This is a genomic window from Bacteroidetes bacterium SB0662_bin_6 (assembly GCA_009839485.1).
Classification (GTDB): Bacteria; Bacteroidota; Rhodothermia; order Rhodothermales; family VXPQ01; genus VXPQ01.
Genome location: VXPQ01000024.1, coordinates 15,102 through 34,111, shown reverse-complemented (window position 1 = coordinate 34,111; position 19,010 = coordinate 15,102). Strand labels below are relative to the sequence as shown.

General features: G+C 58.6%; 17 protein-coding genes. 9 read left to right on the top strand and 8 right to left on the bottom strand.

Going from position 1 to position 19,010, the window contains the following annotated elements:
* Positions 1–91 precede the first annotated feature (91 nt).
* Positions 92–1,168, top strand: coding sequence for a peptidase M14 (locus F4Y00_03860; protein MYE04090.1), 1,077 nt, complete (start codon positions 92–94; stop codon positions 1,166–1,168).
* A 9-nt stretch (positions 1,169–1,177) separates the two neighbouring features.
* Here the strand turns inward: F4Y00_03860 and F4Y00_03855 are convergent, their stop codons facing one another.
* The 4 genes from F4Y00_03855 to mce are packed head-to-tail and all read right to left on the bottom strand — an operon-like array spanning position 1,178 to position 5,639.
* Complete coding sequence (locus tag F4Y00_03855; protein ID MYE04089.1) at positions 1,178–1,726, bottom strand: spore maturation protein; 549 nt, start codon at positions 1,724–1,726, stop codon at positions 1,178–1,180.
* Entirely contained in the window at positions 1,723–2,730 is a 1,008-nt protein-coding gene (locus F4Y00_03850) for a nucleoside recognition protein (protein MYE04088.1), read from the bottom strand. Before F4Y00_03850 ends, F4Y00_03855 begins: the two co-directional genes overlap by 4 nt.
* Positions 2,731–2,781: 51 nt before the next feature.
* Positions 2,782–4,644 (bottom strand): excinuclease ABC subunit C, encoded by a 1,863-nt coding sequence (locus tag F4Y00_03845; GenBank protein ID MYE04087.1) that lies wholly within the window; start codon positions 4,642–4,644, stop codon positions 2,782–2,784.
* Positions 4,641–5,639, bottom strand: coding sequence for a methylmalonyl-CoA epimerase (gene mce, locus F4Y00_03840; GenBank protein ID MYE04086.1), 999 nt, complete (start codon positions 5,637–5,639; stop codon positions 4,641–4,643). Before mce ends, F4Y00_03845 begins: the two co-directional genes overlap by 4 nt.
* 298 nt (positions 5,640–5,937) lie before the next feature.
* Between mce and F4Y00_03835 the strand changes: the two genes are divergently transcribed.
* From F4Y00_03835 to F4Y00_03805, 7 genes are all read left to right on the top strand, one after another.
* Positions 5,938–7,029 (top strand): PstS family phosphate ABC transporter substrate-binding protein, encoded by a 1,092-nt coding sequence (locus tag F4Y00_03835; protein MYE04085.1) that lies wholly within the window; start codon positions 5,938–5,940, stop codon positions 7,027–7,029.
* 16 nt (positions 7,030–7,045) lie between these two features.
* The gene (gene pstC, locus F4Y00_03830) at positions 7,046–7,996 is read left to right on the top strand and encodes a phosphate ABC transporter permease subunit PstC (GenBank protein ID MYE04084.1); all 951 of its coding nucleotides are present in this window, start codon (positions 7,046–7,048) and stop codon (positions 7,994–7,996) included.
* A gap of 3 nt (positions 7,997–7,999) precedes the next feature.
* Positions 8,000–8,878 carry a phosphate ABC transporter permease PstA gene (gene pstA / locus F4Y00_03825; protein MYE04083.1) on the top strand — a complete coding sequence of 293 codons (879 nt, stop codon included), beginning with the start codon at positions 8,000–8,002 and terminating at the stop codon, positions 8,876–8,878.
* 47 nt (positions 8,879–8,925) lie between these two features.
* On the top strand, positions 8,926–9,696 hold the full coding sequence (gene pstB / locus F4Y00_03820; protein ID MYE04082.1) for a phosphate ABC transporter ATP-binding protein: 771 nt from the start codon (positions 8,926–8,928) through the stop codon (positions 9,694–9,696).
* Between the two features lie 72 nt (positions 9,697–9,768).
* Positions 9,769–10,479 (top strand): phosphate signaling complex protein PhoU, encoded by a 711-nt coding sequence (gene phoU / locus F4Y00_03815; GenBank protein ID MYE04081.1) that lies wholly within the window; start codon positions 9,769–9,771, stop codon positions 10,477–10,479.
* Between the two features lie 50 nt (positions 10,480–10,529).
* Positions 10,530–11,627 (top strand): PorV/PorQ family protein, encoded by a 1,098-nt coding sequence (locus F4Y00_03810; protein ID MYE04080.1) that lies wholly within the window; start codon positions 10,530–10,532, stop codon positions 11,625–11,627.
* Positions 11,628–11,670: 43 nt separating this feature from the next.
* Complete coding sequence (locus F4Y00_03805) at positions 11,671–12,645, top strand: glycosyltransferase family 2 protein (GenBank protein ID MYE04079.1); 975 nt, start codon at positions 11,671–11,673, stop codon at positions 12,643–12,645.
* Here the strand turns inward: F4Y00_03805 and F4Y00_03800 are convergent.
* The 3 genes from F4Y00_03800 to F4Y00_03790 are packed head-to-tail and all read right to left on the bottom strand — an operon-like array spanning position 12,642 to position 16,516.
* Entirely contained in the window at positions 12,642–14,027 is a 1,386-nt protein-coding gene (locus F4Y00_03800) for an alkaline phosphatase family protein (GenBank protein MYE04078.1), read from the bottom strand. The genes F4Y00_03805 and F4Y00_03800 overlap by 4 nt on opposite strands.
* A gap of 20 nt (positions 14,028–14,047) precedes the next feature.
* The gene (locus tag F4Y00_03795) at positions 14,048–15,292 is read right to left on the bottom strand and encodes a xylose isomerase (protein MYE04077.1); all 1,245 of its coding nucleotides are present in this window, start codon (positions 15,290–15,292) and stop codon (positions 14,048–14,050) included.
* A 6-nt stretch (positions 15,293–15,298) separates the two neighbouring features.
* Positions 15,299–16,516, bottom strand: coding sequence for a 3-dehydroquinate synthase (locus tag F4Y00_03790; protein MYE04076.1), 1,218 nt, complete (start codon positions 16,514–16,516; stop codon positions 15,299–15,301).
* Positions 16,517–16,861: 345 nt separating this feature from the next.
* On the opposite strand from F4Y00_03790, the gene F4Y00_03785 reads away from it, so the two are divergent.
* A complete protein-coding gene (locus tag F4Y00_03785; protein ID MYE04075.1) occupies positions 16,862–18,058 on the top strand; it encodes a Fic family protein in 1,197 nt (398 codons plus the stop codon).
* On the opposite strand, the gene F4Y00_03780 is transcribed toward F4Y00_03785, so the two are convergent.
* Positions 18,048–18,968 (bottom strand): hydrolase TatD, encoded by a 921-nt coding sequence (locus tag F4Y00_03780; protein MYE04074.1) that lies wholly within the window; start codon positions 18,966–18,968, stop codon positions 18,048–18,050. The genes F4Y00_03785 and F4Y00_03780 overlap by 11 nt on opposite strands.
* Between the last annotated feature and the right edge of the window lie 42 nt (positions 18,969–19,010).

Here is a 19,010-nt window from a genome sequence, read left to right as displayed (position 1 = left end):
CACACTGCGCTCGCGGCGCCTGGCCTGGCAGAAAAACAGGCCCCGCAGAGCGCCGCTGCATAGTGGTAACAGACCCTTCGGAGAGGCCGTTATGTCCGATGTACTGAAGGCTTCGCTGGAGGTCTTGAATGAGCTTCCTGTTTCGGCGGACGCAGAGCGGTTTCTTGAACCTGACGATGCGGCGGAGCGGATACGGCGGCTGGCGGCGCGCCACCCGGACATAGCGCATTATGTTCAGATCGGCGAGAGCGAGGAAGGCCGCCTGATCGATGGGGTGGTGTTGGGGAGAGGAAACCGGCACGTCAGTTTGCTTGCGGGCAATCATTCCGACGAGCCGGTGGGTCCGGACTTTCTGAGGCGGTTCGTAACGGTTGTGCTGAGTCATCCGGACGCATGCAGCGCGTTGCTAAGTGCCTTCCGGTTTTTTGTGATTCCGCACACGAATCCCGACGGAGCGTTCCGAAACCGCACATGGCGGCAGGCCTGGGGAGATGATGCGGGGGGGATTGTCACGGAGTATTTACGTCATGCGGTGCGGGAGCCCCCGGGACGGGACGTGGAGTTCGGTTTTCCGGATATGCGTCCGGAGAACGGGGCAGTTGCTGCGTGGCTTCGGAAGCACGGGCCTTTTGTATTGCATGGAAGTTTGCACGGGATGGGTATCAGCGCCGGAGCGCTGCTGCTCATCGAAAAAAATTGGGGATACCGTGCGGCCCTTCTGCAGGAACGTTTCCGGCAGGCCGCTCAGGTCGAGGACTTTCCTCTCTACGATCGCAACCGGCAAGGGGAGAAAGGATTTTTCTACCTTGCTCCCGGTTTCTGGACGACCCCGGAAGGAAGCGCCATGCGGGCGTTTTTCGAAGCGCGAAACGATAAGGAGACGGCGGCGCTTTTTCGAAGCAGTTCCATGGAATACGTACGGAGCCTCGGCGGCGACCCTTTGTGTTACGTCACGGAACTGCCTCTTTTTCTGGTGGGGGACATGCCGCCGGGGAAGGGTTCGCAACAGGTCATTTCAGCGCTTCGCCTTCGGATTGCGCACGGGGAAGACGTGGATGAGGATATAAAGCAGTTGAATCTTCGTACCCTGCCGCTTGCGGCGGCGCTTCGGATGCAACTGCGCACGTTGTCCGCGGCGCTGGAACAGGTCGTGGCCGGGGAAGGCTGAGGGCGCCGCTCACGCACTGCCGAAGAGCCACTGAACCAGATAGACCGCAAAGATCATGGCGAAAATGTCAGCGGTCAGCCCGGCGGGTACGGCATGCCGGGTTTTTTTGACGTTGACGGCCCCAAAATACACGGCGATGATGTAGAAGGTGGTTTCGGTGGAGCCGAACATGACGCCTGCCATCTTGACAAGAATCGAATCTTCGCCGAATACGGTGATCATCTCGGCTACGACAGCGGCGGAGCCGGAGCCGGTCAGTGGGCGGATAATCGCCATGGGAAGCATTTCCGGCGGGAAGCCCAGCACGCCGAGCACCGGCTCAAGGGTCTCCACAAGAAAATCCATGGCGCCGGAGGCCCGAAACATGCCGATAGCGAAGAGAATTGCGACGAGGTAGGGGATGATCATCACGGCCACCCGAAATCCTTCCTTGGCGCCCTCCACAAATTCCTCATACACCTTTACCCCCCGGATGAGGCCGTAGAGCGGCAGCCCCACGATCATGAGCGGCAGCACAAAGATGGCGAAATAATCGATGAAGATGCGGAACCAGCTCATTGCGGCGCCTCCCCGGTTTGGGTTTCGTTGCCGGGATCGGCGTTCGGGTCACTTCGTTTCCAGAGTGGCGTGCGCTCGAGGAACAAGGCGGTTCCGATGGCCACGATGAGTGAGGCGCCGGTGACGACGATAATGGGAAAGATCAGTTCGTTTACCTGAAGTCCTATGACCGCCACAAGCAACGCCGGCGGGACCAACTGCACACTGGCCGTATTCATCGCAAGCAGCATGACCATGGGATTTGTGGCCGTATCCTTGACGGGATTCAGCGTTTGCAGTTCTTCCATGGCCTTGATGCCGAGCGGCGTGGCGGCGTTGCCGAGGCCCAGCACGTTGGCGGAAAGGTTCAGGACGATCATCGCAAAGGCCGGATGCCCTTTCGGGATACCGGGAAAGAGCGGGCGCAGGAGAGGCTCTACGATACGGGACATCTGGCGAATGAGCCCTCCTGCCTCAGCGATTTTGAGCAATCCCAGAAAAAGCGCAAGCACTCCGATGAGACCGATTGCAATCTGCACGGCGGTGCTGGCGAAATCGAAAGCGGCTTCAGCGATGTCCTGCAGGTGGGGAAAGCGTACGGGCTCGAACCGGACCGCAGTGCTGGTGACAGGCGCTACGGCAGGCCTGCTCGAGACGTTTTCCTCGTCAAGTGTCCCTTGCAGGGCATCACCCCCGGAAAATTTCCGGATGCGGAGAAGCGGTTCCGGCAACGAGGCGTCCCCGGCGAAAAAAAGGCGGACGCCGGCTTGCGTACGGATGACATGCCCCTCGTAGACGGAATCGGGGGCAGCTGCTACACTGTAAAATGCACGGTACGTTTCCGCATCGATCCGGATATGCACCGGGACGCGGCGTGCCTCGTCCTGGTACCCCTCCGGATATTCCAGAAGGATCGGGAGCGAGGCGTCATTTCGGAACCGGTCGCTTGCGGCGTCTCGCAGGTCGGAAACGATAGCGAATGCGAGGGCGGCGATAATCAGGCCGGCCCATATGTAGTTAAGCATGTCGCAGCGAGACGGGATGAACGGTTAATCGGCGGCGCACCGGGTAACAACTTACGCAGAGCGTTGCGAAGTTGCATCCCCTCGTTTAGCGTCGAAAAAGGCGGTAATCTTTTGTGCCGTTGCGGCGCCGACGGCTTCGCGGAGGGCCTCTTCTCCGGCAGCTTCGACCCGCTTGACGGATCCGAAGCGCCGGATCAGTTTCTGTGCAGTCTTTTCGCCGACGCCGTCTATCTCCCGCAAGGAGGTGTGCAGCGTGCGCTTCTTCCGCTGGGCGCGCTGGAAGGTGACCGCAAAGCGGTGCGCTTCGTTGCGGATGCGCTGCAGGAGTTGAAGCGAAGTACTGGCTTTCGGAATATGCAGCGGTGCGGAATCGCCTGGGAAAAACACCTCTTCAAGTCGTTTGGCGAGCCCGATGAGCGGGAATCTTCCGTACACTCCGATTTCCCGGAGCGCATCGGCGGCCGCGGAAAGCTGTCCCTTGCCTCCATCGATCACCACAAGGTCGGGCCAGTCGATGTTTTCCCGGTTCGCATACCGGCGCGTTACGACCTCGCGCATGCTCTGATAGTCGTCGGGTTGCCCGGAAACGGCAGAGCGGATCTTGTAGTGGCGGTATTCGCTTTTGCGGGGGCGTCCGTCGCGAAAAACCACACAGGAAGCCACCGTGCCTGTACCGGCGAGATGCGAAATGTCGAAGCATTCGATGCGCCGAGGTAGTGTTTCTAGTCGCAAATCTTCTTCCAGAGACCGTACGGCATGAGGAATCCGATCCTCGCCGCGCTTCATCTTTCGAATTTTCCATTCTTCGAGGAGCATGGCCGCATTCGTGCTGACCATGCGCATCAGGCTGGCTTTGGGACCCCGGCGCGGTACGGCAAGCGGTACGTTCCTGCCGCGCTGTTGCGCCAGCAGTTCTTTTACGGGTTCCGGTTCGGCGATCTCCCCGCTCAGCAATACTTCTCCGGGAAAGAAGACAGCGTCCGCATAATAGTCCTCGACGAGGCGTTGCATCAGGACGCTTTTGGATAGCCCTTCTATCGGATGGATATAGGTATGCCGCCGTCCTATGACCTTGCCTTCGCGCACTTGAAAAATGACGCCGCAGGCCACATTTTCTCGTTCGTCAGTCTCCATGGCGAAAAGGTCCCGGTCGGCTTCGTCTTCGCTCACCACCTTCTGTTTCCGGGCGTATTTTTCGAGGGCGAGGATGCGATCGCGCAATCCGGCGGCCTCCTCGAACAACATGGCGTCAGAGAGGCGCTCCATCTCGTCGCGGAGCAGGGCGATCAATTCTTTCGTGTGCCCGTTCAGCAGTTTTTCGACCTGTTCGATCGTGCGGTTGTAGTCTTCTTCGGATTGTTGTCCCGTGCAGGGAGCCGCACATTTTTTGATGTGATATTCGAGGCAGGGGTCGTATTTGCCGGCGGCGATGGGTTCCGGCGCAAGGTTCAGGGTGCAGGTGCGTAACTGGAAGATCGAGCGGATCGTGCGCAGCATCAGATGCATATTCTTCACGTCGGTATACGGGCCGAAGTATTTCGACCCGTCCCGCACAATACGGCGTGTGGGAAAGACGCGGGGGAACCGCTCGTTCCGGATGCAAATGAAGGGAAAGGTCTTGTCGTCGCGAAGGAGGACATTGTAGCGCGGCTTGAGATGCTTGATCAGATTGTTTTCGAGGATGAGCGCTTCGGCTTCCGTATCCGTCACGATCACTTCCACATCCTCGATTTTCCGGATCATGATGCGCATGCGTCCGTCATGCGGGCGGCTTTCCCGGAAGTACGAGCGGATACGACTGCGCAGATCTTTGGCTTTGCCTACGTAGAGTACATTTCCCTCGGCATCCTTGTGCTGGTAGATGCCCGGTTGCCGGGGCAGGCCTTCGATTTTCTTTTCCAGTTCCGGGTTCATGACTGCGCCGGATCGGATTGCGTGGCCAAATGCTGCTCGATAAGGGCTATGCGCAGACCAGGATCGGCAACAGCGGCGATCGCGATGGCGGCATGCCGGGCGCGCAGGACGGATGCTGCACGGAGATCTGCTTCGCTGTCCGGGGTTATGACGAGCAGGTGCTTGGGGATATCCCGGATCTTCCGCAGGGTCTCGAATTCGTTCGGGCCCGGATCCGTCAATATGACCGCATGAATGCGGGAATCGGTTTCGGCTGTGTGTAGAATCGTTTTTGCGGACAGGTCCTGTACAAGCAGATGAACGGATGGTGCGCCGAGCATATCGATCAGCGCAGTAATATCCGGGGACGCGCCGGGTTCGATGTGCGCGACCATACAAGCTCTTTCCGGCGTCAACCGCCGGGCAAGTCGATGCGGGTCCGGGGAAGGCGAAGACGAGGCCATGACGTACAGGCAGGGCGTTTGCGTCGGAGATCCTGATGCAAGAGAAACACGCTGGATCCCTTCCGGCAGAGCACCTTTTACAGGGGCCAGGCAGGGTTCGGCACGGCTGCAAAACTCGATCAGGACATTCGATGTCTGCCTGGGGTGTAAAAAGAAAATTGTTTTGCCGCCTGCACCGGGGCGCGGCGCCGGGTCGATTGGTTCGTAGCCTGCTTCACGGGCGCGCCGGTACGTATCGTCGATATCTTCGACTTCAAAAGCGAGGTGATGGAGACCGCTTCCCCGCTTGCGAAGGAATCGAGCGACAGGCGAGGTTTCGTCGAGCGCTTCAAGCAGTTCGAGTTGTGCGGTTCCGCCTGACACGAAAGAGACATGTATCCCATCCCTTTCGAGCGTTTCGGACAAGTAGGATGATTCGTCCAGCAGATCGCGGAGCACTTCGAGTATGCGATCCGTATCTGTCGTCGCTATACCGACATGGTCGAGTCGGGGCATGGTGATTGCGGCCTGGTCCGGAAGGACAGCGTGTCTGTTTGCCTGCCTTGTGCGCATGGAACGGGAGGCGGCATATCCCGTTCCGCCAAGGGTACTCTGCAAGCTCGCGGCCAACCGCACGTTTATGTTTTGAGAGAAGGCGCGTCCCAAGGTCCCTGCCCATGCGGATTTATTCAGAGCTTCCTTAACATTCCGGTAACACCTCCTGACTTGTTTTTTGCTATAGTATACCGTTCTGTTCCATTTGTGCGCCAGGGAATGTTCGAGCCTGTTCCCGCACGCTGTCCTTGCTTTTCCGATCACGATGTTTTTCCCTAACGCTATGTCTTTCCCGGCCGCTATTCCGGCAGCCTCGATGAAACGTTTCGTACAGCATGCTATGCTCCCTCTGTTGCTGTTCGTTTGTCTGATGGTAGCAAGCGGCTGCGGAGGGAGCGCCGCCGAGGATGGACTCTCCGGCGCCGTGCAGATAGACGGCTCCAGCACGGTGTATCCGATTACGGAAGCTGTCGCCGAGGAATTCATGATCGCCAATGGGCGCGCCCGCGTCACGGTGGGCGTTAGCGGCACGGGGGGCGGATTCAGCAAATTTCTCCGAGGCGAAACCGATATAAACGACGCCTCCCGGGTCATCAAATCCAGTGAGATGGAACTGGCTGAAGAAGAGGGGATCGATTTTATCGAGCTCCCGGTGGCATACGACGGGTTGGTGGTGGTCGTGCATCCGGACAATGACTGGGCCGAATGCCTGACGGTGGACGAACTGCGGGCAATCTGGGAACCCGGCAGCCAGGTCAACAACTGGAGCGAGGTGCGTCCCGGTTTTCCCGATCGCGAGCTTGCCTTGTATGGTCCTGGTACGGACAGCGGCACATACGATTATTTTACCGAAGCCGTGGGGGGTGAATCGGGCGCCAGCCGCTCCGATTTCACGGCGAGTGAGGACGACAATGTGCTTGTGCAGGGTATTGCCGGCGATCCCCATGCACTTGGGTTCTTCGGCATTGCCTATTACGAAGAAAATGCGGAGCGGCTCAAATTACTGGCCGTCGATGACGGCGATCCGGACAATGGGGAGGGATGCGTGGTTCCTTCACCCGCGACCGTCGAAAACGGCACGTATGCCCCGCTTTCCCGTGCGCTGTTCATCTATGTGCGCCCTGCTTCTGCAGAAAACGAGATTGTCCGGGAGTTTGTCCATTTTTACCTTGCCCGCGCCGGAGAACTGGTCGGGGAAGTGGGGTATGTCCCGCTCACCGACGAGGAATACGATCTTGCGCTGGAGCGCTTCGAGCGCCGTGTTACAGGCACTATGTTCGGTGAAGAAGCGCATGTGGGCGTGACGATGCGGGAACTGCTTACACGGTACATGTCTGCGGAATTGTCATCCGGGGAACTGGGCTCCGACGCGCCCGATTCGCTTTCCGCTCAACCTGGAAGCGAATAGGGTCTTTCACGGACGTATGACCGGTTCACAGCACGTGTCAAAAGGATCGTTCGCAAGGATGCACGGTGGTGAGGACCTGTCCGTCAACCTGTTTCGCAGCCCGAAAGAACGGGCGGTCGAATATGCATTGGGCTTCTGCACGCTGCTCAGTGCGTTGACCACGCTGGGGATTGCCGCGGTCCTCATCTTTGAATCCCTGAATTTCTTTGCAGAGGTTTCGATCATCGAGTTTCTGACCGAAACGCGATGGACTCCCCAGTTCACGGAGAAGCATTTCGGGATATGGCCTCTCCTGTCAGGCACTCTTCTCATCACAGTTATTGCGGCGCTTGTGGCGCTTCCGATCGGACTGATGAGCGCCATCTTTATTGCCGAATACGCTCCCTCGCGCGTACGAAAGGTGCTGAAGCCGGGCCTTGAGCTGCTTGCAGGCATACCGACCGTGGTGTACGGCTATTTCGCACTGACCTTCATGACGCCCCTGCTGCAGAACTTTATCCCGGGCCTCAATATCTACAATGCGCTCAGCGCGGGCATTGTGGTAGGCGTCATGATCATTCCCATGGTGTCTTCCTTGAGCGAAGATGCGATTCGTGCGGTGCCCCGTTCGCTTGCCGAGGGCGCCTATGCACTCGGCGCCACCCGGATCGAGGTGGTGTTACGGGTCATGGTTCCGGGCGCGATCAGTGGCATTATGGCGAGTTTTATTCTGGCGCTCAGCCGCGCTGTCGGCGAGACGATGATCGTAACACTGGCTGCCGGAGCTATGCCTAACCTTACGGCGAATCCCACGGAATCGGTGCAGACCATGACGGCTTTTATCGTAAATGTGAGTCTGGGAGACACGCCGCAGGGTACCGTCGAGTTCTACAGCCTCTTTGCTGTAGGTCTGGTGCTGTTTCTGATGACGCTTAGCATGAATTTTCTGGCCAACCTCATCATTCGTAAATATCGCGAACGGTACTGATCCGTGGCCCCCTCGCAACAATATGACGAACGTCTTGAGAAACGGCGCCGCAGGGGGCTGATTTTCAGTAGTTTGCTGTTTGTGGCCACGGTGTCGGGACTGGTGGTGCTCATTACGCTGATTGTGGATGTCGTTGTTCAGGGGGGACAATGGCTCGACTGGGGATTTTTGACCAGTTTCCCCTCGCGTATCCCGGAACGGGCCGGCATCAAGTCGGCTATTGTCGGTTCCATATGGATGATTTTGCTCACGGCGGGTATCTCGGTGCCCATCGGGGTGGCGTCGGCCCTGTACCTTGAAGAGTATGCGCCCCGCGGCTGGTTTCTGAAACTGATCCAGATCAATATCAATAACCTTGCGGGCATTCCCTCGGTGGTCTACGGCATTCTGGGCCTGACGCTCTTCGTGCGCTTCTTTGCTCTCGGGCGTAGCCTGCTTGCAGGCGCCTTGACCATGGCGTTGTTGATTTTGCCCATCATCGTCATCAGCGCCCAGGAGGCGTTGCGCGCCATTCCTTTGGGTATTCGGGAGAGCGCCTTTGCGCTTGGCGCTACGCGCCGGCAGGTCATCTGGAGTCATCTTTTACCCATGTCGGCTCCGAGCATCATGACCGGAGTGATTCTTGCATTGAGCCGGGCTATCGGGGAAACGGCGCCCCTCATTATGATCGGCGCCCTGACATTCATCGCGTTCCTTCCCACCAGTGTGCTGGACCCGTTTACGGTGTTGCCGATACAGATATTCAACTGGACGGCGCGTCCGCAGGCGGATTTTCAGGGATTGGCCGCAGCAGGCATCATTATCCTGATGATTGTGCTTTTTCTTATGAATCTGAGCGCGATTCTGCTGCGGAATCATTTCGAGAAATACCGGTTGAGATAACGAGACGTAATAGTTACTCTATGGAAACGAACGAACGCAACGTGTTGATGACCAACGGGAAATCCGTGCCGAAGGACGCCAAGGTGCGTGTCGAGAACCTTGATTTCTGGTACGGCACGAACCATGTGCTTAAGAATATTTTACTGGATGTCCAGGCCAATGAAGTGACCGCACTCATTGGCCCCTCCGGTTGCGGGAAAAGCACGCTTTTGCGTTGTTTTAACCGGATGAACGAGCTTATTCCGGGCGCCCGTCTCGAAGGCAGCGTACTTATTGACGGGCGGGATATTTATCGGAATGCGGACCCGGTCATGGTTCGCCGGCGCATCGGGATGGTGTTTCAGAAGCCCAATCCGTTTCCCAAGACCATTTACGAAAATGTGATCTGGGGCGCGCGCGTCAACGGCTACAAAGGCAATGAAGCCGAACTTGTGGAGGAATGTCTCCGGAAAGCGGCGCTATGGGACGAAGTGAAGGACCGGCTCAATGCGCATGCCTACGGCCTGAGCGGGGGACAACAGCAGCGTTTATGCATTGCCCGTACGCTGGCTGTCGCGCCGGATGTCGTGTTGATGGACGAGCCGGCGAGCGCGCTCGACCCGATCGCCACGGCCAAACTGGAGGAAACGATTCTGCAACTGAAGGAACGCTATACGATCATTATCGTTACCCATAATATGCAACAGGCCGGGAGGATTAGCGACCGTACCGCATTTTTCTATCTGGGTGAATTGGTTGAGGTCGATGCCACCGACCAGCTTTTCACCCGCCCGGCACGGAAACGGACGGAAGATTATATCACCGGCAGGTTCGGTTAGATCGTGCTTGCCGAATCCGGTTTTCTTCCCGTGTTTTGTCGGCCTGTTTTCTCATAGGCCGAAAATTGCCCCATGGCGATACCCGCACAATCAAGTCGGCAACTCGACGAAGAGTTGGCGGTTCTCCGCCAGTTGCTTTCCGACATGTCGGAACTGGTTGAGGAACAGGTAGCCAATGCCATTAATGCGGTGTCCAGCAACGATCTGGAGTTAGCCCGGCAGGTGCGGGCGAAGGATGACGATGTGGACCGGCTCGAACTGGAAGTGGATTACCAGTGCGAGCGCATTCTCGCCTTGTTTACCCCTGTGGCAGTCGATCTGCGGTTCATTATTTCGGCGGTCAAGATCAATACGGACCTGGAGCGGGTAGGCGATCACGCCAAAAATCTCGCCAAGCACGTGTGCCTTACCGGTCTTTCCACCGAGTTGGTGGCGGAGACGAACATTCGGGAAATGGCGGACGAGGTACGCTGGATGCTGCGAAATGCGCACGAGGCTTTTTTCCGGAAAGATCAGGTCCTGGCGCGTCAAATCATAGCGTACGACCAACGTGTGGATCGGCTGTACGAAAAAATGATTACTACGACCGGGCGGCTCATTCGGACTTATTCCGACCAGGCCGATGAAATTATCCACCTCGTTCATATCGGCAAGTCGGTCGAACGCATGGCCGATCATGCAAAAAACATTGGCAAAGTCGTCGTATTTCTGGTGGAAGGTGTGGATATACGGCACCAGAGTGTGGACCGTAATCCGGACCGGAGCATATCGCAGGCGACATAACTGCTACGCCCTGATCAACAATAACCTTCACGTTAGGAGGCGAGCATTTCATGATCGCAGGCCGATGGTTTTTTTGTGCAAGCCTTTTTGCAGCCCTGTTTACGGCGGCGCCCGCCGAGGGACAGAATGTGGTTAGCTATGGAGCGGATTTTCTTGCAACCGGCGCAGGCGGGCGGGCGCTGGGTATGGGAGGAGCCCATATTGCGCTGGCGGAAGATGTGAGCGCAGGCTACTGGAATCCCGCCGGTCTCAGCCGGACGGTGTTTCCCGAAGTGGAATACATGCATGCCGAGCGCTTTGCAGGGATCGTTTCGTTCGATTACGGGGCGGTGACATGGCCTGTCAATGCTCGCTCGACGCTGGGCGCCTCGTTCTTCCGAAGCGGGGTGAACGATATAAAAAACACGCTGGATGCGTGGGACCCTGAGCGCAACCAGCCCCGACCTCATGCCGAAGAACACATTTCCAGTTTTTCGGCGGCGGATGCGGCGTTCTTCCTGAGCTATGCCCGCCTTGTACGTACGAACCTTGCTGCCGGCGTGAGCGCGAAGATCATCCGTCGAAGCATCGGCGATTTTGCCAATGCCTGGGGGTACAGCTTCGATGTAGGGGGATTGTACCGGCGCGGAAATTTCATCGTGGGGGCCAATTTGCAGGACGCTGCCGGTATGAGGCAATCCTGGAACGTGAATCGGGACCTCCTTTCCAACATCCAGGATGTTTTTGGTCAAACGCTTCCCGAGGGCGGCGTGGAGACCGTGCTGCCGCTTCTGCGGCTCGGATCGGGGTATGTCCTGAACTTCGGGGTGCATCATATCACTCTCGGTCTGGATGTGGATATGGCTTTTGAGGGGCGGCAAGCCTATGCGCTGCACACAGGAGGAGTATCGTATCATCCCCGCCTGGGCGTGGAATACGGTTTTAGGAACGTCATGGCGCTGCGCGCAGGACTTACCGATATTCTCCAATCCGAGCGAGAGGGCTGGGATGCCGCCCCGACGGTAGGAGCGGGCTTGCATTTAGGCCGACTGGCTATCAATTACGGGTTTGGCAATTTTGCGGGTCTTGCCTCCGATCTCGGCTATACCCACCGCATATCGGCCCGAGTCGTCCTGGCGCGTGCGGCATGGCGGCGCGCCGCCGAATGATTGCCGTATATTGCGGGATCTCCGTTTTCCCGGATATTCCGGCATGGACCACTTGAAATTCACATCGGAATCCGCTCCCCGCCGTACGGTGGCGCTTGTGGTGCCCCTCTATAACGAGGAGGCGGTAGCGTCCCTTCTTATCAGCGAGATTGAGGCCTTTCGGGGAGAACACCCGGAAGTCGTGGAAGTGATCCTTGTGGACGACGGCAGTCGGGATGACACTGCAGAGAAGGTGCGCACCCTTACCGCTGGCAAGCCCGGCTATGTGCTGGTACAATTTTCGCGCAACTTCGGCCACCAGATCGCCATTACGGCGGGTATGGAATTCGTGACCGCGGACGCCGCCATTATCATGGATGCGGATTTACAGGACCCGCTTTCGGTGGCCGCAGAAATGATCGACAAATGGCGGGAGGGATATGATGTCGTCTACGGCCTGCGTGAGGAGCGGGAGGGGGAAACGGTTTTCAAGCGCGCCACTGCCTGGCTGTTCTACCGCTTCTTTAATCACATGACGGATGTGCAGGCCCCGATAGATACGGGGGATTTCCGGTTGGTCAGCCGTCCTGTACTGGATGCCTACCGCCGTCTTGGCGAGAGCAAACCGTTCGTGCGGGGATTGATTGCCTGGCTGGGTTTCGAGCAGACGGGGATCCGGTACCGGCGGCCTCCTCGTGCAGCGGGCAGGCCCAAATACTCTTTCCGGAAATCTTTTCGCCTTGCCGTCGATAGCATTACGTCGTTTTCTCAGAAGCCGCTATGGTATGCCGTAGGCATCGGAATGACTATTTCGCTTTTGTCGATCGCAGGCATTGTCTGGGCGCTGCTGCAGAAATTCGTGTTCGGCGGTGTAGTCCCCGGGTGGACGTCGCTTATCTTTGCCGCGTTTTTTTTCGGCGGGGTGCAGTTGTTTTTTCTCGGTGTTACGGGAGCGTATCTGGCGCGGGTGTATGAAGAAGTGAAGGGACGCCCGCGGTACCTGCTTCGGGACGTGTGGCGGTCTAACGGGGATACTTAATCAGAGCATCCTTCAAGAAGATGCGCCAGCATGATGTCCTGTATGTCCGTCGCGGGCAGGGGAGAAGTGGAGAGCAGGTCGGGGCGGTTGGACAGGATGAGCGGCCCGTCCGTCGGATCGTCGGGCCGCCGTCCGTGCGATCCCTTGACAAGGGATGGATCCAGCGGAATCACGTCCAGAAGATAGCGGAATCCCAGTTTCTTTTGCAGTAGCCGGAATCCCGCCCGCAATCGGGCCGAAAGGAGGGCCGGATCCAGGAAGAGTTCGCAGGGATCGTAGCCCGGTTTGCGATGGATGTCCACAGTCCGCGCAAAATCCGGCGCCCGGTCGTCGTCCAGCCAGTAGTAATACGTGAACCAGGCATCCCGGTCCGCAACGGCTACGAGATCACCGGCCCGGGGATGGTCCAGTCCGTGGGCCGCGCGCGTTTCCCCGTACAGGACGGAGGCAACCCCGTTCGTTGCGGCGACGAGCGCGCGTACATCTTCCAGCACATCCCGGTCATTCACATAGACGTGCGCCACTTGATGATCCGCGACAGCGAAGGCCTGGCTGGCGCCTGCGTCAAGGAGTTCGCGTCCGAGTTCTTCGCGTACCCGCAGAAATCCTTCCCGCCGGAGAATGCGGTTGAGCGGCACGGATCGCCGCACCGGCGTAATCCCGTATTCCGACAGGACAAGGACAGCGGTTCCGTGCGATTCGTAGTGGGTGATGAGTTCCTCGCAGATTCCGTCAATCCGGGCTACTTCTCCAGCTACGCTTGCCCCTTCCGGTCCCTCACGCTGCAGGACATAATCGAGATGGGGCAGATAGATAAGCGTCATGCCGGGATCGTACCGGGCATCCACATGCAGGGACGCCCGTGCAATCCATTCGCTCGAACGGATGGTCGTTCCGGGTCCCCAGAACTCGAATAACGGGAACGATCCCAATTTCTGTCGGAGTTCCGCTCGCAGCCCGGCCGGTTCCGTCCAGGTATCCGGGATTTTGCGCCCATCGGCGGGATACATGGGGCGGGGCGTGGCCGCATAGTCCACCGACGAATACATATTGTACCACCAGAACATGTTGGCGCAGGTGAAGTCCGGGATACCGAGGCGGCGGGCTTTTTCCCATATTTTCTCGTGCTGCACAAGTCGGTTCGACTGTCGCCAGAATCGGATATCTCCCTCATCCCGCACATACCAGCCGTTGCCGACGATACCATGTTCCGAGGGCAATACGCCGGTCAACAGGGTGGACTGCATGGAGCAGGTGACGGCGGGCAGGATGGGGGTTACGGCCGCCGTCTTGCCGCGTTGCGCCCAGGATCTCAGAAAAGGCGCCTGCGGCAGGAGGCGCGGGGTCAGTCCGACGACATTCAGTACGGCGAGTTTGGGCATGGCAAGTGCGGCGGACGGCCTTATGCGGCTTGTTCGATGCAGTCCAGCACCCATGCGTACTCGCGCACGATCGAGGGTACGATGTCGGTTTTGAGTGGGTCCGGAAGCACTTCCCAGGTATAGGTTTCGATCTCGAGGTGGGAGCACGAGGCCTCTTGGAGGACCTGCGTCAGGGTAGCCTCGATGTCTGCTTGCGTCGAGTAGAAATGCGGAAACCGGTCGATAAAAACGGGCACATGGTAATGGATACGCCATTCTTCCGCCTTCTCGTTTACAAGGAAGGGCAAGGCATGGGGCAGATCCCGGTAGCGGTGTAACGTACCGTCCGGAGCCCGGGCGACCACCTGGTGCAGGTAGGTGGATTCGGCGAAGGGTTCCAGTGCCTCAACCAGTGCATTCCGGGTTGCCTGTCGATCCGCAGCGCCCGGTTCTCCCAGCGGGACGCGCAATGCGGCGCTGATCTGGATTTTGCTGAGCCGGACGCCTGCTTGCGCGAAGGCGGTCAGGGCCTCTCGGGGCGATTCGAATTCCACCGCAAAATGGCACGTGTCGTAGCACAGGCGGATATGCTCCCGCAGGATATCTTCCGCCTGGGTCGAAGTCAGACCCTGTTCCCGGGTCAGGCGGCGTGCGCCGTGCGTCCAGAGCCACTCTTCGAAGAAGGATATGGTTTCGGCGGTGTTTTCGATCAGACAGTCCGGTTCCGGCTCGATGCCGATATGGATGAGTTGTCCGCTGCGTTCGCGCTGTTCGAAAAGCCGGAAGGCGATTTCTGAAAGGTGTCCGCTTCCCGCACGCAGGGCGTCGTCCCGGGCGTCCTGATTTTCCAGCCACGGTTTGTAGGAGATGGGGGACGTCGAAATGCTTCCCTCGACGCCGGCGGGCAGCAGCCGCGCCAGGATATCCGCGAGGCGTTCCGTATAGATCCGCCGTTCGGCAGTACGCCAATCCGGTTTGTATACCTCGTCCTTGACGCGCTGCCGGTGGAAATTGCCGTACGGGAAACCGTTGATCGTGAAGGCATACAGCCCGTGGTTTTCCAACAGGCTGCAGAAACCCTCCAGTCCGGCTTCGTTTCCGGTCAGTTCCTCCGCCGCGCGATTGGAGAGCCGCAGGCCAATCCCCATGGACGTATCGGGCGCTGCCTGCTTCTTGACGGCGGCCGCATACGTGCGGATATTTTCCTCCACCTCGTCGAGCGTTTCTCCGGGATGGATGTTGGCGCAGTAGGTCAGTTCCAGGCCATCGCCTTGCCGAATGCGCATGGATCGTCAGGGGGTATTTGCCACGATGTGTTCGGCGGCGTTCCGAACCGGGCTACCGGTTTGTCTCGTGCGCAGGAGAGCCATTGCCTGGCGGTACACGGACAGATCGACCTCATGCACCTCTATCCCCCTGCCGATGCCTGCCAGCAACATAATGGTCAACACGCCGCCGAGGTGTTCCCGGAAGGCTTCCAATCCCCGGAAAACGGATCCCGGATGCTCCGGATCGTCGCTGTGTGCGTCGAGTTCAGGTGCGTACAGGCTGAATCCCATGGCGTCGAGGAGGTCGAGCACCCTGTCCCGGTCGCTTGCCGGCAGGAGCCCGCACAGGTGTGAATACGCGGCGTCGAGCGCGATGCCGATAGCCACCGCTTCTCCGTGCCGCAGGGCATAGTCCGTGAGTTGTTCCAGCTGGTGCGCGGACCAGTGGCCGAAGTCGAGGGGGCGGGAGGTACCCGTTTCAAAGGGATCCCCGGAGGTGGCGATATGATCGAGGTGGAGCGCGGCGCACCGGTAGATGAGTCGGGCCATTGCGTGCGCATCCCGTCGGGGCGGCGCAAGGCGTTCCGCATTCGCCTCGAGCTCGTCGAAGAAAGCGGCATCCTTGATGAGCGCCACTTTGATCGCTTCGGCGATACCGCTCCGCCAGTCGCGGTCGGATAACGAGGGCAGGAACGAAAGGTCGTTCACCACGGCGTACGGTGGTGCGAACGTGCCAATGAAGTTCTTGGCGGACAATGCGTTCACACTGTTTTTTACCCCTACACCTGAATCGTTTTGGCCGAGTACCGTCGTAGGCATCCGAATAAGACGGATGCCCCGGTGTGCAGTGGCGGCGGCGTATCCTGCGAGGTCCAGCACGGACCCGCCGCCGATCGCCAGGATGTAGGAGTGCCGGCATAGCCCGGCCTGTTGTATGGCGGCATGCAGATCGTTGACCAGTGCCGGATCGTTTTTGGCTGCCTCTCCTGCGGGTACAAGCACGGCAGGGCGCGGACTTAATGAAGGGATCCGCTGTGAAAGGTAGGCGGTCACGCGCTCGGGGAGGTCCGGGTAGTGGGGCAGCAACCCCTCGTCGATCACGGTCAGCATCCTGCGATAGGCGGGGTCCTCTTCCGCTTCGACGATGCGGCCCAGCAGGTTGTTTTCCGGGTTGAACGCGTCCGTGACGAAATGTACGTCGTATCGGAAGGTGACGTGAATATCCTGCCGGATCGTTTGCATCGGCAAGGGTTTTTCTGCTATGAATGACTGTACCAAAGGCTTACCGGTCCGATTTTCCCGGCTTTTGCGGTATGATACCCGCCTGCTGCCGAAAAGATCAGGAAACAAGGGATACTCTGAGCCTTGCGGACTTAATCAGAGTACCCCGGAGGGATGCCTCCTCATGTTTCGCCGGGGTAAGCTACGAGCGCTGCGCAAGGGGGCGGACGAACGTGTCCGCATTTTTATTCTACGTAAAAATTGCGTCCATTGCGTGCATACCCGACAGTGCGATACATAATCTCCGCAATTTTTGCGGTTATTATTTGCATTTGCGGAGCGCACAACGTATAATCACCGCATATTATGCGTAGAATATATCTCCATGAGCGCCCCGATTGGCCTCGCTTTCACTGGAATCAGGAAGCATTGGCCAACCTGCTGGCTACCGTACGGTATCGGCAGGGGCGTCTCATTGGCCGCATGATGGCGCTGGATTCCGATCTTCGACGGGAAGCGGTGCTCCGGACGCTCACCGAGGATGTTCTTAAGACAAGCGATATCGAAGGGGAGACGTTGGACCCGGAGCAGGTTCGCTCCTCTCTTGCCCGGCATCTTGGGATCGATATCGGGGGTCCTGGTCATGTGGATCGTAACGTGGAAGGGATCGTTCGGGTGATGCTCGACGCCACGAGTTGTTATCATTTGCCCCTGACGGCCGAGCGGCTATGGGACTGGCGCGCCTGGTTGTTCCCTGACGGCGACAGGGGTTTGGGGCGGATTGCTACGGGGTCCTGGCGTGATGATCGTACCGGCCCCATGCAGGTGGTTTCCGGCCCTGTCGGTCATGAACGGGTACATTTCGAGGCGCCGCCTGCCGAGCGGCTCGACCGGGAAATGACACGTTTTCTCGAGTGGTTCAACGAGTCCGACGAAATGGATGGGGTGCTCAGGGCCGGACTGGCCCACCTCTGGTTTGTCACCATCCATCCTTTTGAAGACGGCAACGGGCGGATCGCCCGGGCCATTGCCGACATGGCGCTGGCCCGTTCCGAACAAAGCCCGCAACGCTTCTACAGCATGTCGTCGCAAATCCGGAAGGAGCGCACAGACTATTACAAAATACTGGAGGCGACCCAGCAAGGCTCGATGGACGTTTCCGTATGGATGTACTGGTTTCTGAATTGCCTGAAACGGGCCATTGACGGCGCTGAAACAACCCTTGACGCGGTGTTGGATAAGGCCCTATTTCGGGAACGTGTTGCCAGGTTTCCTCTCAATGAACGCCAGCACGATGTGCTCACCCGTCTCCTCGACGGGTTCGAGGGCAAACTCACCACCTCGAAATGGGCGAAGCTTGCGAAATGCTCCCAGGACACGGCGCTGCGGGATATCAGGGAGCTTGTCGAAGGCGGTATCCTTCTTCGCAACCCGGGAGGAGGACGCAGCACAAGTTATAAGCTCGCGGATTTTGCGCCTCCGAGCGGCACCGAGGACGATGTGGAGGCGGACGACCCGGCGGCGCAGGACGACCCGCTAGGGCCTGTTGACACTACTCAATAATCAATCCTTTCTCCTTCACGACGGGCGCTTGCCCGCCTCGCAGCACCGAGTTGCCGCCGTACAGGTCACGCTGATCGATCGGCGCCGGCTCCAGCCAGTCTTTTTCCGAAAATTGTCCGCTTTGTCCGTACGCTTTCAGGGCGTTGTCGTACGTAACCGTACGGATCACGTCTTCTTCGATGCCTTGCTCCGCCATGAGCCGGGCCGTTTTGGGGACGGCCAGCGGGTCGCTGACGCCCCAGTCCGCTGAGCTGTCGATGAAAATGCGCTCGGCGCCGTATTCGCGGACGATTTCGACCATCCGCTCGTTACCCATTTTCGAGAAAGGGTAGATGGTGAATGCGGCCCAGTAGCCGCGGTCGAGGACTTCCCGGACCGTTTCCTCGTTGTTGTGATCCACAATGACCCGCTCGGGAGAAAGACCGATATCGTCACAGGCGTCCATGCTCCGACTCGTCCCTTCTTTTTTGTTGCGATGCGGGGTATGAATCATCACGAGCATGTCGAGTTCTTTCGCCAGTTCGAGTTGCAGCCGAAAGTACTTGTCTTCGGAGGGCGTCATGTCGTCATATCCGATTTCTCCGATGGCAACGACTCCTTCCTTGGCGGCATAGAGCGGCAACAGTTCCATCACTTCGTCCGCAAGCGGTTCGTTATTGGCCTCTTTGGAATTGAGTCCGATGGTGCAGTAGTGCCGGATGCCGAATTGGCCTGCACGGAATCGTTCCCAGCCGACGATCATGGAGAAATAATCCTTGAAGGCGCCAACCGTGGTGCGCGGTTGGCCCAGCCAGAAAGCGGGTTCTATGACGGCCACGACTCCGGCGGCCCGCATGGCTTCGTAGTCGTCCGTGGTCCGGGAAATCATGTGGATGTGCGGATCGATGAAGAGCGAAGGGCGTGTCGGCATAACGGAATGGACGTGTAAACGAAGTCGGTAAAAGCGAAACGG